Origin of the sequence: Ktedonobacter robiniae (assembly GCF_016587375.1) — a bacterium.
Classification (GTDB): Bacteria; Chloroflexota; Ktedonobacteria; order Ktedonobacterales; family Ktedonobacteraceae; genus Ktedonobacter; species Ktedonobacter robiniae.
On the sequence record NZ_BNJG01000001.1, the window covers coordinates 2,569,555 to 2,583,977 of the forward strand.

Here is a 14,423-nt window from a genome sequence, read left to right on the forward strand (position 1 = left end):
TAAAATACAATCAAAAAAGCCTGTCCACAGCCGGATCAGGCTTGAGAAAGAGGAACGACATAGAGAACAGTCAGACGCGTGTGTTCTGACTGCTAGCAATGCCTCGCGAAAGGCGGAAAGCTCTAGAAAACTCTAAATATACGTTCTCAGTCTCACCAGTTAAAACGCCAGGGTGAAAGTGTTTTCACTTGTATGAAAATGGTAATTGTTCCCACTAGATTGTGTCTGTGCCAGCCAACCCGTGTTAACCGTTTTTCTTATATACAGTCTTTTTATCGCTTTTATTGACTAGCTCGCGGCGTGTTAGGTTCTGTGTCTTTTATTTCCGCGTGGTATTACACTACCATAAGGCTTGGGAGAAGTCAAGACCGTATGGGACCGAATTCTCAACATGTTGTGTCGAGGTGCACGCTCAGAAACAACATATAGTGGTTTTCTCGCCAGGGACGACCTCATACTCTAAGCTTAGCCATACAAATCTTCTACCGGAAGGGCTATAAGCGCTTCTCTGGCTGTTCCTGGCCCTAAAAAGACCGCGATACCGAAGGCCACAATAGAATGTCTTATCACCTACACGCAGCCAGGACAAGCCAGGGTTCAGAGCCTGGAGCATGAGGAGGCGAAGGTACTACGCCCTCCAACAAAGAGGTACTACCACATCGTGGATATGCTTTTGAACCAGGGTGCGATTCAGCCTGTGGCATTACTGTTGCCGGTAAAAATATCTGCAAAAGTGATCTTTAGCCAGGGCTAAGGGGCCTATTATAGTGTTGCCTGGGCATTAGCGGTGGCGGGTATGATAGAGACAGGGGCATGGCCGTGTACACCATATGTCGAAGGGACAAAGCGGTGACCTCTGAGCGTCTCGTGCGCTTTATCATGCAGCTACAGAATGAGAAAAAACCAGCTGAAAGGCGCCAGTTACTGCTAGACGAAGTTCGCCAGTGCAGCGGGGCGCTCCTGGCTGCCTTATTTCTCTATGTACCTGGCGCACATGCTTTTGTACTGCGTGGGTATAGTGGCGCGTACCCGCCAGGAGCGCCCCACCACATTCCAGGTGGTGGGGGACTAAGCATGGCCCAGGCCCAGCAGGGATGGCTCCTGCTCCCTGCCCAGGAAAGCAGGCAGTACCTGAACTCACAGGAACTGGCATGGATTGAAAGAGACGCGTCTATTCGCCTGCATAGTTTACGCTCAAGTAAGCGTAGTGAGGCGGATCAAGGGGTTATATTACTGGCCCCCAGAGATACAGGTCCACAAGGCCGTGAAGGGATGGAGGCACTAGACGTCTATGTCTCGTTGCTACCGGCTTATCTCTCGCTCGCACAGGAGGAGGAGAGTGTGATGGATGAGTTATCATTGATTGACACTGGCGAGGGTGGGCGCCAGGAGACAGTTGCATTGCAAGAGATGGAGCAGCGCGCTGGAGTGGATACGTCCGCGACAAAGGACCAGAAAACCCAGACAAACCCACACACAGTACCCGCTGAGAACGCCCTGGCGAGGTCTATTGATGCGGGGTTGCACCAGGGGAACACTCCCGCTCTCGCAACCAGTCTCAGCAGGCTCTACGAGGTAATGCTGATAGGTGAGTACAAGGTTGAGGATGATGCCTTATATTCGTTGCTGGTGGGGCAGATGAGCGATCTCATTGGCGCCGAGCAAGCCTGGCTCTTTCTCTACCAGGCGGAGCAGCAGCGTTTCTCCCTGGCGGGAAAACAGGAAGCGGGTGATGCTGAGGAGCTATTGCGACGCCTTCCTGAGCCAGGAATGCTGGAAGAACTGGCTCAGCGCGAGCCAGGAGAGACAATGACAGCACTTCATATCGAAGATGGCGTTCTCCTGATCCTGCCGCTGAGCCATGAGCCAGGGCTGGCTGGGGTCGCTCTCTTCAGGCTCTCTCACTCCATGCCCCCTCTCGAGACCCGGCTTGTACTGTCATACATGGCGCGAGTCGCGGTACTGCTCCTGCGTGACCGCGAGGCGCATGCGACCATTCAGCGCGAGAGTATGTTGGAAGAGTGCAACCGCCTCGCGCGCGATATTCATGATGGCCCCGCGCAGCAATTGACGCTAGCTCTGCTCAAATTAGAGTATGTACAGAGGCGTCTATTGAAGTCTCCGGAGCATGCCCAGAGCGCGTTCTGGCACACCCTATCCGAGGATTTGGATCGCGTAGGCGCGGTCTTGCGCGAGTGTGTGGAGGACCTACGGCACACCATCACCACCGAGATACCCATGCAGCTAGAGCAGCAAAGCTTTATATTCGCACTTCGCCTGGAACTTACTGAGCGCGAGCGGGAGGTTCTACGCCTGATGAGCGAGGGCCTGACAAATCATGCAATTGCTAGCCGTCTACTGATCAGCATTGAGACCGTCAAAACGCATATTCACCACATCATGCAGAAGCTCCAGGCCAGAGATCGCACCCAGGCGGTCACGCTTGCCATAAAGTATGGCCTGATCTAGCCTATGGACCGACGCGTGCTTTAGCAGCGTCGAGCCCCACTCTAGGATTGCTCGCGCAAGGCTCGGGGTGCCATCTCTTCATCTGTTAGCAGCCCCTGACGCAGGGCAAAAATAGCGACCTGGGTGCGGTCGCGCAAGTGGAGCTTCTGGAAGATAATTGAGAGATAGTTTTTCACTGTCTTCTCTGAGTAGGAGAGCCGTTCGGCGATCTCCTTGTTGCTCAAGCCCGCGGCGACATAGCGGATAATCTCCAGCTCTTTCTCCGTGAGCAGGTCCGTACCCTGGTTACTGCTGGTAGTATCGGCCAGGCGGCGAAACTCGCCTACGATGGCACGTGTCATTTCTGGTTGGATGGAAAGCCCCTCGTTATAGACGGTGCGAATGGTTTCAGCTACCTCGTGCGCAGAGGCCGACTTGAGGATGTAGCCGCGAGCACCATTCTTCATGGCCTGGAGCATTTGCTGGCTCTGGCGATACATGGTGAGCATAATGACGCCCACTGTTGGAAACTCCTGTACAACCTGGCGCGTCAGGGTGACGCCATCAACTATAGGCATCAGAATGTCCATAAGCACGATATCAGGCTGAAGCTGGCGAATCTTTTGCAGGGCCTCAAGTCCATCTCCTGCCTCACCCACTACTTGGATATCCTCTTCCAGCCCTAGCAGGTGATGCACACCCTCGCGAAAAAGGGCATGATCATCCACCAGCAAGACCGTAATAGCGCTTGCTCCTCTCTGCTCATGTCTCTCCCCTCACCCCCTCCCGGCTTTGGGAGATAGGGACTATCGATATGATCTTCTGGGGATTCATGGGGTAATGGCGAGGGTCGCTCAGTCATGGCTATGGTATACTTCCTAGCGTCTCTATCCTAAGAGGCACACTATATTACATGCAGAAGCTTCCTTTGGCGAGATGGTTGTTTGGGCTGATTGGCTACAATGCGGATAATTCTTTCTGTAGTATACCAAGCAAGCGAAATACGGCATCACTCATTTGAGGGATTTTGTTTCGGAGAAGTTTTTATGAATTTGGATTTGGCAGAGCAGGCCATTGTAGAGGCGGTATACGCTGAGGTCAAAGAGCACTTCACGCAGGTTCACGACCTGGCTCATGGTTGGGACCATATCGAGCGCGTCTATAAGCTGGCGCGCTATATTGGCGAGCGCGAGGTGCGGCGCGAGCCATGCGACCTGTTTGTGGTCGAGATGGCGGTGCTGATGCATGATCTGGGGCGTGCTGCGCCACATGATGTTGGTGGACACCATGCAGATCTCTCTGTGTCGATGGCACGCGATGTGATGCAGCACCATACCCTCGCAGAGGAACGTCAGCAGGCCATTGAGCATGCTATCATTGCGCATAGCTTTAGCCGCAAAGTTGAGCCGCAGACGCTGGAGGCAAAGATCGTACGCGATGCCGACCGCCTGGATGGGCTGGGAGCGATTGGCGTCATGCGCTGGGCCGTTACTGGCGCCGTCCGCCATGGCAGGGAAGGCGAGACCGTTGCCTATCACCCAACTGATCCCTTTGGCCAGCGGCATGAACTGGATGATAAACGCTATATGCTAGATCATTTTTACAAGAAGTTGCTTCAATTGATGGAGACTATGCAGACGGAGACTGGTCGCGCCCTGGCCTGGAGGCGCACTCAGTTTATGGAGCAGTATCTCGATGAATTTCGCAAAGAATTGGAGTTGTTCTAAGCGACTGGCTAGAGCTTATAGAGCTTGAAGTTGTTAAAGATCCCTTCACCGGTATGCTGTGGCGTGAGTGTGCCGGTGACAAGGGCAATCTGACCACTGCTATAGAAGCTATCGCGAGTCTCGGCCACAAAGCTGCCATTGATGTAAAACTTGAAGGTTGCACCTTGCGCGATTACCAGCAGCGTATTGGACTGGCCTACTTTGATGGCGGCGCTGCTGGTTGGCTGAAGCAGGTAGACATAACTGGCCCCTAAGCCAACATCATGACGGCGGAAGAAGTAGGTGCCCTGGGAGCTGATCTCAAAATCGTAAAACTGTTCGCCCTGGGCGCGCACCAGAATGCCGGCGTTGTTGGCACTCAGCAGGGTACTGTCGACCTGGAGCGCGCCATCACTAAAGCTGGTGTTGCGCAATGGACATGGCTGCAAATAGTCTGCCTGTTGCACCAGCACGTGGTAGCCACCATTTGTGAAAACGCAACGCCCCACGCCCTCGCTCCAATTGCCGCTATCATTGCTGGCCAGAGAAGTGTTGAGCAGCGGTGTGGCGCTGGTAACTGTGGCGATGGGCGCGGCTGTGGCTGTCGCGCTTATATCCAGGCTGCTGGCCTGTGAGGTTCTGGCAACGCTGGGAGTGGCGATCTCATTGGTCCCAGGGGTGTGCGTTCCTCCCTGGTGCGTGACAAAGATATAGTAGATAAAGGCCATGGGCAGCACGACTGTAAGAAGCAGCCCGATCAGGATGATTGCCAGGACGCGGTTCCTACGCTTGCGTGCATGCTCCAGGCGTTTTTGCTGTGCCGTTCGTGTGGTATTGGTGCGTACGGCTCGGATGGCACTGTCTCCTGAGAAGTGCTCTCCAGAAGGGGCGTTTGTGCCAAAGAAAGGTGTGCGCCTGTCGTCACGCGTCTTCGTCACCGTCGTGGGTGCGAGCATAGGATTATCAGGAAGCACCAGGCGTTCGCGGGTCGTATACGGTGTATGATGGGAGGCGTGTTCAGCCACCTGGACGGGGGCATCACCGTCCTCAAGCCGGGCCGACGGGTCATCTAGCTCTCCCGATGCATAGTTCGCCCCCTCGTAGAGGTCATCGTCGTCTGCGGACAGAAGCATTTCAGGAGAGATGAGCGCGATCTGAAACTCATCGGCTAGCTCTCTGGGGGATTGGTAACGTTGCGCCGGGTGCTTGGCGAGGGCGCGCATGACGACATGATCAATCGCGGGCGAGAGATCTGGCTTCAGGTGCGAGGGGGGATGTGGACGCTCACGGAGCTGTTTCCAGTAGACGGCAATGGGGGTCTCGGCGGTAAATGGGAGACGCCCGGTGAGCATCTGGTACAGTACGACTCCCATGGCATAGATATCGCTGCTGGCGGTAGCAGGTCCCTCGGCCAGGTCGGGGGCCATATATTCTGGGGTCCCTAGCAGGGTGCCACTCTGCGTGAGCGTCATTTCGTGCGAGTTCTCCAGGGATTTGGCGAGGCCAAAATCGGCCAGGTAGCTGTAATGGTCATCACGCATCAATATATTAGAGGGCTTAATATCGCGATGAATAATGCCGCGGTCATGTGCAAACTGCAAGGCGTCCGCTAACTGATAGAGTATTTCACCAACATGTGCCGGTCGCAGGGGACCTTGTTTGATCAACTGGCGGAGTGTCCCTCCTTCAATATGGGGCATGACCAGGTAATGCCAGTGCTCCTCGGTGCCATAGTCATACGCGGGCAGAATGTGCTCATGCTCTAACTGCTCAATCGCACTGATCTCGCGCCAGAAACGCTCAAGATATTCCTCATTGTCCGCGTGCACGACCTTGATGGCGACTTCGCGTTCTTGTGCGGCATCGTGAGCCAGGTAAACGCGAGCCATGCCACCTCTGCCGAGCAGGCGTATGATGGTGTAGGGGCCGAGTGTTGTTCCCTCTAATTCAGACATCGTTGTTGTGTGTTTCCTCATCTACCGGGTCATGAGGGAGCCGGTGGGTAGGTGTTCCCTTGTAGGCGAAACGCTTGATGCTTGTGCTTGAAAGTTTATGTATTTAATCGGGCCAGTAGCGCCTAATGCCTACAGGGCCGGAAAATATTTTGTCAAAAGCACTAATCAAAAGTGCTGATTAAAAGTACTAAATTGCGCATTTTACCAGTATAGAGTCTTGCCTCGCTGATGTCAATGTTGCCTATATCTCTTATTCTTGTTCCTCTGCGCTTGCTCTACTGACCAATGACCAGGTCCAATCAGAACGCAACAGGTGACCAGGCCCGCTCATCGAACAGTATCATTGTTTACTTGTTATGCCCTTTCCCACTGGAGGAGCCACCACGGTGACTTCCTCCATTCCCGTTGCTATTGTTCCCGTTTTTGCCATTTTTCCCATCTTTCTGGCCAGATTTGCCACTACCACCACTACTGTTACTGGCTGGCGCAGGATTGCCGTGATTTGTCCGAGCAGGTGCGACAGGGGCCACGTTCTGTGGATTCCCTCCCTTGTTATGCCCAGCCGTTGGAGAGGGGGAGGTCCCAGCCGTTGGGGTGCTGCTCGCTGCCCTCGCTTTAGGCGTGGACGAAATCGTTCCATTAATGATTGGATGCGTAGATTTCGCATCGGTGGTTTTGAGCATATAGATTGAGAAGCCAAAGAGAAAGGGAACCAATAAAGCCAGCGCCAGCGCGGGTAGTGCAGGTATAGGCCTTCTAGTCTGGCCAGGTATCAACCCTGGCTCCGTAGCTTCTGCTTTCAGCGTGACCACATGAACTGTAGTTTTCTCATCGTTCGCGATGCGCTCCTTATAGGCGGCAAGTGCCTGCTGATAGGCCTCAGCAAAGGCGCGAGCCGAAGGGTAGCGCAAGCCCGGCTCTTTCGCCAGAGCGCGGAGCATGATCTTCTCAATCTCTTTGGGTACATTACGGTTGCGCCGCGAAGGCAGTGGTGGACGCTCAGAGAGATGCTTCATAAAGGTTCCTACGGGAGTCGCTCCCTTAAAGGGCACATCTCCAGTCAGCATCTGGTAAAGCAGGATGCCCAGGGAATAGATATCGCTTGCGGGAGAGGCGTCTTCTTCCGCCAACTCAGGCGCCATGTATTCCGCCGTTCCGATTAAGTAGCCGCTCTCGGTCAGACTCTCGGCTGTGTCATTTAAGCTTTTGACAAGACCAAAGTCAGCCAGGTAGGCAAAATTTTTGTCGCGCATCAAGATATTAGAGGCCTTGATATCGCGATGAATAATACCGTGTTCATGAGCATGCTGCAAGGCAGAGGCGATCTGCGCAAGATAGTCTCCAGCCTCATCCAGGGAGAAGGGTTCCTGCTGCATATAGTCACGCAGAGTTCCATTAGCGATATAGGGTGTTACTAAATAGCACCAGGGGCCATACTCTCCATAATCGAGGGCGGGAAGTATGTGCTCATGCTGAAGAGAAGCAATCGCGCGCGCCTCGCGTTGGAAGCGTCGGCAATACTCCTCATTGCTGCTATGCACCATTTTAATTGCGACATCCTGCTGTGTTTGGAGATCACGTGCCAGATAAATTTCGGACATGCCGCCTTTGGCTAGATAGTGTTGGATGGCATAGTGTGCGATAATCGTGTTTTCTATGTCACGCATATTTTTCCCGCACTTCCTATCTTAAGCGAAAGAATAATTACTACCAAGTACACGCATGCCGGTGGGAATTAGTCTCACCACTCTTATGGTAAGCATAATGCGAAAACATGGCTCCAGACGGGGGCGCAGCCAATAATACCTTATTGAAGGAAAAGAAAAAATTACACAGGTTTAATATACGCGGTATCAATGATGGGATAAACGCGGAGAGGCCTGCCAGCCGCAAATGTTCGCGGCTGGCGTGGGGAACAAGGATAGCTAGCCTGCGGGTAAAGCACGACTCAGAAAGCGTTGCCAGTTGCCTCCCATGATGTTGAGGATATCGACTTCTGTATAACCATTCTGGCGCAAGACGTCGGCAATTTTTACAAAGTCCAGGGCCGTGTCCAGTTCTTCGGGCGTCTCATCGCGGCCAAAGCCACCATCGATATCGCTGCCCAGGCCAACGTGTAGGGCGTCACCGCTGAGCTGGCAGATATGATCAATATGGCGCACGACCTGTTCGAGCGTCACCGGGAAGCGGTGGTTGCGCCGCCACTCGCCATTCAGGAAGAAATTGCCGGGAACCATACCAATCACCGCGTCGCGTTCAATAAGGGCGCGAATCATCTCATCGCTCAGATGGCGGTCGGTTGGAGTATAGATACGGCAATTACTGTGGCTGGCCATGACCGGGCCAGAGTAACTCTCCAGGGCTTGCCAGAAGCTCTCTTCCGCGCTATGCGACATATCCAGAATAATGCCTACGCGCTCCATGACGCGTAAAAGGTCACGTCCCAGTTGCGGAAGTGGTCCGGGCGCCCTTGTTCCGCCAGAGTAGCGCGTTCCCTGCCAGGCCAGGCCAATAATGCGCAGCCCCTGGGCGTACCATTGCTCGGCCTCCTCAGGAGCACGAATGGGATCAGCCCCCTCCATGAGGGGAATGATGCCAAAGGGGCGCTGTGGATCTTCGGGGGAGCTAGCCTCCCAGGCTTGCAGATGCCGTTGTAGATCGGCCTGGTTAAGAATCAGTGAGATGCCTGGTTCACGTACTAGCTCGTGGTAGTAGGCGAACTGGGCTTGTCCAACCTGGTATGCCTCCTCAGCGGTGCGGTAGGACTGTGTAAGCTGTTTGCTACACGCGGGAATATGTTGTGAGGAGCATGGCTCACAGAAAATAGTGGCGCACACCATGGCAAAGCCAGCGCGGCGTAGTTCTGGCAGTCCCGACATGGCAATGCCGCCCGCACCCTTGGTAGGGTGCGATTCGGGATCTCCGGTATAGCGTTCTTCACGCTGGCGTGTCTCGTAGACTGAGCGTCGAATGTCGCGGCCCCATTCGAGCGCATTGTAGGCAATATCCTGGTGAGCATCAATGATAAGCACGGCACAATCCTCTCTAGCTCTAAGTCCATGCTTAGCATGGACCCTACAACGTTGCTCTCTATCATACACTGTTAGTGATCGCGAAGGATAGGCTCCTATGGTAAGATAGGGGGCGTAGTGGAAGCACGAAAGGAGCCTGTTGTATGCCAGACCGAATCGTCTATTCGACCGATAGTGGCCGTGTCTCAACCTGTCCGCGCTGTGGCCAGTCGTATAAAAAATGTCGTTGTGAGCAGGCAGGAGCGAGCGCGCCCACCAAGAAAAGCGATGGCTTTGTCCGCGTCATGCGTGATCGCAAGCAACGTGGCGGTAAGACGGTCACAGTTATTAGTGGAGTTCCCACGGAAAACCTGGTTGAACTGGGGCAGCAGCTCAAAAAATTATGTGGCTCCGGCGGAACGGTTAAAGATGGGAACATCGAAATTCAAGGCGATCACCTGGAAAAGGTAGAGGTCAAACTCATCGCCCAGGGCTTTAAAGTCAAGCGCGTCGGCGGATAATTTTAAGCGTATCTGCATATAGTCCTCAGCAGGTACGATGCCAGTAAAGATTCGTGCAAACGCGCGAATCTTTACTGGCATCGTTATGTATTTCCGCTTTTCCACTTTTGGGATGTATAGAGAGAATAGCAGGGTGTAAGAGGGAAGATGCGGCAGATACAGATGTTCTCCAACACATACTGCAACGTATGGTGTACAGAAGAGGCGGCGAGCATGAATATTCACGAGCAATTTGAAGAGTTTCTGGCAAAGCTGGGGGTGGAGATGGAGCGACCAGAGGAGCAGCCTTTTAAAAAAGAGCGCTACAACGGCGAGGCGCTACCGGAGGTCTCAATCTTCCAGGCCTCGCGCGATCATTATGGCGTGTTCTACCGCCTGGACATTGTGGAGCAGCGACCCGAGCTGCGCATCATGGTCCCGACGGAGCGTGGCGAGACAAAGATGAACATTTACCTGGTGCGTTTAAGCGACATGATGCCCATGGCCGCCTGCTTCGCGGATATGGATGTGTATGAGGGGAGTGATGCCTATGAGCGCGGGCGCGAGGCCACCCTTCAGCATCTCCTCTATGCGACCGCCGAGATGATGAAGCAGTTGTTCTGGACCGGAGACCTGGAATCCCAGATCTTTCCACCAGAGATTGAGGTACATGCCCTGTTACAGCAGGACCAGTTGAAGTTGCAGGGATAGGGGATGAGGATGGAAGCAGATGGCGTGCTAACCATGGCTCCTGCGCATCGCTCTAGACAACAGTACCTATGCGGTCGTTTTCTGCTGTGTCCTTCTGGCTATGATACACTGTCTATAGTACAGAAAGGAAGCAAATCGTATGCCCGACAAATTAGAGCAGATTGGACAGCAAGCGATAGAGCATCTCTCCCTTAAACATGCCGCGCGCGAAAAGGCTTTGCCCAAGTCACGTACCGTGATTCGCCATTGTGCAAACAGTATTCGCGCGACGCATCGCCATGAGCGCGAGCGGGCCAATGAGCTTATGGCCCAGGCGGCACAGCTATTGCAAGAAATGAAAGATGATCTGCTGGATCACCAAGATATTTACTATGCGGGCTTCGCGCAGGATGCGCAGAAAGAGTATGCTGAGGCGCGGTGCCTGGCGGCGCTTACCCAGTACCAGGAGCTACCAGACGCCGAGGAGCTGGGGATTGGCTGGGCCGCCTACCTGAATGGGCTAGCCGAGGCCGCGGGCGAGTTACGGCGCTACCTGCTTGACCAGTTGCGGCGCGGAAATCTCCGCGATTGCGAGGCGTACCTGCGTCAGATGGATGATATTTATTCCCTGCTCATCTCCGTTGATTTCCCCGATGCCATTACCTCTGGCTTGCGTCGTACCACCGATGTGACGCGTGGTATTCTAGAGAAGACGCGTGGAGACCTCACAACCTCTGTTGTCCAGGCGCAACTCCAACACTCCATTCAAGAGCTTTACCAGGCGCTAGGACAGGCTGGCACCACGGATACCAAATAATGACTTTACTGGGAAATTGGGAACGTACGAAACCCGGTAGGGACCAGCTTTAGCGCACCCGAAGGCGATTAATCGCACTTCGGCGCGAGCCAAAAACGATGAGATACTCCTCTGCTCGGATAATGCTTCAGGCTTACGCCGCACTGCCATGAGTGGCATTCGGACGCGCTAAAGCTGATCCCTACCGAGTGTGAGAAGCCACCTCGTGAGATGGCTTCCTGGTTGGTGGCATCGCCGTAGGCGCGAGAGGTATTGACCAGCGTCCCAGGCAACTTGACGCTCTCTATGGAAGCGTATATAGTTGATAGATAGTGAGATGCATATGCTTATAAGAGGGTGTTTCCCTGCCTCTGTATACTAAGAACAGTAATAACGCTCCTGAAGGTTATGGGAGCGCGAAATGCTGCGCTTATCATGACCACCTGGGTAGCGATCCACTTATATTGAGCAAGGGGCGCAATATTCTTATTCTTTTCCTGAATGTTGCGTTCTCGCCATCCACATCGTCTTTCTTAATGAACAGTCAAAACATAATAAACATATCGCTTAGCTAGTTAACGCCAGATGCACACTATTTCTGATAGATGGTGTGATGTACCCTGGTAGCCGCAGGCTGCCAGGGTACATCACACCATCTATCAGGACGAGCGCCGCAGGCGCGAGAGGTCAAGATGACGTTAGCAAAAATGCACTTATTTGCTATTTCATGGGTCTATGCCGAGAGGGAAGCGTATGGAAAAAGAAGAGCAGAAGAAGCAGGCTATCGAACGGCCTGAAAAGGAGAGCAAGAGTTCGATAGCGGGTACCACGGCACCAATTATTGAGGCTGATGGTGAGAAAGCGGAGCGTTTACCAACGATTCCGTTAGATTCGCTCAAGGCTATAGGTGAACTGGAGCCGCCCGTGGTCTCCGTTCATTCGGTAGAATCAACGCGCACCTTTAGCGTGCCTACTCCTCTGGTTGTGCAGCCAGCAGAGTATCATCGTTCCTCTGGGGAATGGATGCGTATCTTCTGGGATGGCATACGCCCATCCTATTTGAGCCTATCGCTTTTCCCATTTCTCTTTGGAACGACTTTAGCATGGAGTCAGCAGGTCAGTTCAGCCCATGTGCTGGGCCATTTCCGCCTCCTCTCCTTCGTGCTTTCCCTGGTGGCACTGCTTCTGGTGCATATGGGCGCTAATCTTATCAACGACTACTATGACTATATCCGTGGGGTCGATACCAGCAATCCTCTTGGGCCTGGTGGTTTGATCCAGCAGGGGTTGATCAAGCCTACCCGCGTGCTTGTGTTGGGCCTGATTTTCCTGGGTGCTAGCGCGCTATCTGGCCTGGCTACTGTGCTCATCTCAATGAACTGGATGCTGGCTTTGTTTGGCCTGGTGGGCCTGCTTTTCGCCTATTTTTATAGTGGTAGCGGGAAGTCTCTCGCTGCTCTATGCCTGGGTCCGCTCGTGGCTCTAGGGATCTTTGGTCCCCTGGTAACGATAGGAGCATACATAGTCCAGGGTGGTGGTGATCTGCACAAAGCCTTGCTCTATAGCCTTCCGCTTGGCCTGACGGCGGCGGCAACGATCCTGGTAAACGACATGCGTGACCTGGAGGGAGACGAGCAGGCACGCAAGTTTACCCTGGCCAATCGCCTGGGACTGACATGGAGCCGTGCCATCTTCCTCGTTTTGCTACTGGCTGCCTATGGCTTTGCGGCTTTCCTGGCCGTGCCATCGCATACGCCACACTGGCTGCTCCTGGCTTTTTTGACGTTGCCGTTACTGGTTAATATTGTGACTGGGATATTACGTGCCAGCAGCCCGAATAGCCTGCATCTCGTCTTTCGGGACATGCTCAGGCAGAATGCCTGGTTCGGTGTACTGCTTCTTATAGGCCTGATTGTCTCTACCCTGGTCTCGGCCATATCACTGTTGCCAACGCACCTGATGCGTTAAACACTTGCAATTGCAAACACGTTCTTTGGGGTAATGTGTAATGAGCACTGTGGTAACTTGCGGTTGCCACAGTGCTCATTACACATTACCTCTACGAGCGCCGCAGGCGCGAGAAAAAGTAGCTTCTGGGTCTTAAATGTACTACAACAAAATTCCTACTATAAGCGTGCTAACTGTAACCATTCGGGCCATTTACAAGGCTAAAACACTGTGTTACACTTCGCTTAGTGCAGGATCCTCAGACGGATCACGGAAATAACCCGAAGCTCAGCAGCCATTTACCACATCAGCTCGTACTGGCGCGAAGAGCCTAACAAGGGAAATCCGGGCATGTCAGATGGTTTTGCATTAGGGCGTAAGGTAGGCAGAGACAGAAAAGGCCATAGCGAAGACATCCCTCAGTGCTTGCCCTCAACGATCTTTTCTGTTCCCGTGACTTCCCCATGGTAGCATATGCTTTGTTTGTACGCATGGTGTCACCGCCTGGTCCGCTTACTTCTTCTCCGAAAACCCTGAGCGCGCTTGTCCCCGAATGGGGGAAGCGCTAGGCACGCAAGTGACGTTGGGTTTCGGAATAAGATCTTAATGGCCTGGCTCAGATCACTGTTTGCGGTTGTTTCACAAGGAGGTGCTCTATGGCTGGCTGGGAAGAAGAACTGGCTATACTGTTGCACGAACTGGGTGTCAAACAGGAAGAACCTCAAACACCTTTATGGCAACGAGGCAGGCCCTATCCCCAACCTGATGACAACAGAAAACAAGATCACATTGCCGACGTGCTTTCCTGGCGTTTAGAGCAGACGACAGGCGAGGACGCGGATATTGACGATGAGATTGAAGAAGCGTGGGCAAACGACCTGAACTCCATGCGTCAGGAGGTCGACGCTATCGTTAACCAGGTAGTCCTCTTGATGCAGCGAGGTGGGCTTGATAGCTCAATTAAAGAAGATATTATGGTTGTGTTGCGTGCCCTGCGTCGACGCGCCCTCCAGCAGCACCAGTTAACATCGAATGATGAAGCGAGCTACCTGGAGTCCGCTACCGCCATGCTGCACTTCTGTCGCCTGGTCTTGCAACTTAGTGAGCAGGCCACGGAACACGATTAGCGCACCCCTCTCCTCATAAAACAATATTTTTGCCCTAAACAAGGTTTCTCCTTCTGGTTATATGCCAGGTGCGCCAGGTCTGCGATTGTCAGATCTTGCAAGTAACTCCCTTGCTTGACTTTCGAGCTTTCCAACTGAAATACTATACTGTTCGTGTACAGAGTATTAGGTTGTACCAAGTTGAGCGAGGAGAGTACATATGCCAAAGGTGAGACAAGAACAAGAGGTCCAGGAGTTCTCCAC

At 53.4% G+C, this 14,423-nt stretch carries 11 protein-coding genes; 7 read left to right on the top strand and 4 right to left on the bottom strand.

The features are described 5' to 3' along the window. Positions 1-849 precede the first annotated feature (849 nt). Positions 850-2,469 (top strand): helix-turn-helix transcriptional regulator, encoded by a 1,620-nt coding sequence (locus JMJ04_RS10830; protein WP_201370500.1) that lies wholly within the window; start codon positions 850-852, stop codon positions 2,467-2,469. Between the two features lie 41 nt (positions 2,470-2,510). Here JMJ04_RS10830 and JMJ04_RS10835 read toward each other — a convergent pair whose 3' ends face one another. Beyond that, entirely contained in the window at positions 2,511-3,176 is a 666-nt protein-coding gene (locus JMJ04_RS10835) for a response regulator (RefSeq protein WP_236038149.1), read from the bottom strand. Positions 3,177-3,494: 318 nt separating this feature from the next. Here JMJ04_RS10835 and JMJ04_RS10840 point away from each other — a divergent pair, with 318 nt between their 5' ends. After that, complete coding sequence (locus JMJ04_RS10840) at positions 3,495-4,175, top strand: HD domain-containing protein (RefSeq protein WP_201370502.1); 681 nt, start codon at positions 3,495-3,497, stop codon at positions 4,173-4,175. Positions 4,176-4,183: 8 nt separating this feature from the next. On the opposite strand, the gene JMJ04_RS10845 is transcribed toward JMJ04_RS10840, so the two are convergent. From JMJ04_RS10845 to JMJ04_RS10855, 3 genes are all read right to left on the bottom strand, one after another. Then, complete coding sequence (locus JMJ04_RS10845) at positions 4,184-6,109, bottom strand: serine/threonine protein kinase (RefSeq protein WP_201370503.1); 1,926 nt, start codon at positions 6,107-6,109, stop codon at positions 4,184-4,186. 347 nt (positions 6,110-6,456) lie between these two features. After that, the gene (locus tag JMJ04_RS10850; RefSeq protein WP_201370504.1) at positions 6,457-7,776 is read right to left on the bottom strand and encodes a serine/threonine-protein kinase; all 1,320 of its coding nucleotides are present in this window, start codon (positions 7,774-7,776) and stop codon (positions 6,457-6,459) included. 258 nt (positions 7,777-8,034) lie between these two features. Next, a complete protein-coding gene (locus JMJ04_RS10855; protein WP_201370505.1) occupies positions 8,035-9,141 on the bottom strand; it encodes a dipeptidase in 1,107 nt (368 codons plus the stop codon). Positions 9,142-9,284: 143 nt separating this feature from the next. On the opposite strand from JMJ04_RS10855, the gene JMJ04_RS10860 reads away from it, so the two are divergent. The 5 genes from JMJ04_RS10860 to JMJ04_RS10880 all read left to right on the top strand — a co-directional run bounded on the left by JMJ04_RS10860 (position 9,285) and on the right by JMJ04_RS10880 (position 14,180). Next, a complete protein-coding gene (locus JMJ04_RS10860) occupies positions 9,285-9,641 on the top strand; it encodes an SUI1 family translation initiation factor (protein ID WP_201370506.1) in 357 nt (118 codons plus the stop codon). Between the two features lie 213 nt (positions 9,642-9,854). Beyond that, the gene (locus JMJ04_RS10865; RefSeq protein ID WP_201370507.1) at positions 9,855-10,331 is read left to right on the top strand and encodes a hypothetical protein; all 477 of its coding nucleotides are present in this window, start codon (positions 9,855-9,857) and stop codon (positions 10,329-10,331) included. A 139-nt stretch (positions 10,332-10,470) separates the two neighbouring features. Beyond that, entirely contained in the window at positions 10,471-11,127 is a 657-nt protein-coding gene (locus JMJ04_RS10870) for a translin family protein (protein WP_201370508.1), read from the top strand. Between the two features lie 732 nt (positions 11,128-11,859). Beyond that, positions 11,860-13,074 (top strand): 1,4-dihydroxy-2-naphthoate octaprenyltransferase, encoded by a 1,215-nt coding sequence (gene menA / locus JMJ04_RS10875; RefSeq protein ID WP_201370509.1) that lies wholly within the window; start codon positions 11,860-11,862, stop codon positions 13,072-13,074. A gap of 635 nt (positions 13,075-13,709) precedes the next feature. Then, a complete protein-coding gene (locus JMJ04_RS10880) occupies positions 13,710-14,180 on the top strand; it encodes a hypothetical protein (protein WP_201370510.1) in 471 nt (156 codons plus the stop codon). Positions 14,181-14,423: the final 243 nt, after the last annotated feature.

What these genes read in the sequence shown, in the direction of transcription:
- JMJ04_RS10870 (WP_201370508.1), top strand. Translation starts at nt 10,471, where the DNA reads ATGCCCGACAAATTAGAGCAGATTGGACAGCAAGCGATAGAGCATCTC.
- JMJ04_RS10840 (WP_201370502.1), top strand. Translation starts at nt 3,495, where the DNA reads ATGAATTTGGATTTGGCAGAGCAGGCCATTGTAGAGGCGGTATACGCT.
- menA (WP_201370509.1), top strand. Translation starts at nt 11,860, where the DNA reads ATGGAAAAAGAAGAGCAGAAGAAGCAGGCTATCGAACGGCCTGAAAAG.
- JMJ04_RS10865 (WP_201370507.1), top strand. Translation starts at nt 9,855, where the DNA reads ATGAATATTCACGAGCAATTTGAAGAGTTTCTGGCAAAGCTGGGGGTG.
- JMJ04_RS10880 (WP_201370510.1), top strand. Translation starts at nt 13,710, where the DNA reads ATGGCTGGCTGGGAAGAAGAACTGGCTATACTGTTGCACGAACTGGGT.
- JMJ04_RS10850 (WP_201370504.1), bottom strand. Translation starts at nt 7,776, where the DNA reads ATGCGTGACATAGAAAACACGATTATCGCACACTATGCCATCCAACAC.
- JMJ04_RS10845 (WP_201370503.1), bottom strand. Translation starts at nt 6,109, where the DNA reads ATGTCTGAATTAGAGGGAACAACACTCGGCCCCTACACCATCATACGC.
- JMJ04_RS10860 (WP_201370506.1), top strand. Translation starts at nt 9,285, where the DNA reads ATGCCAGACCGAATCGTCTATTCGACCGATAGTGGCCGTGTCTCAACC.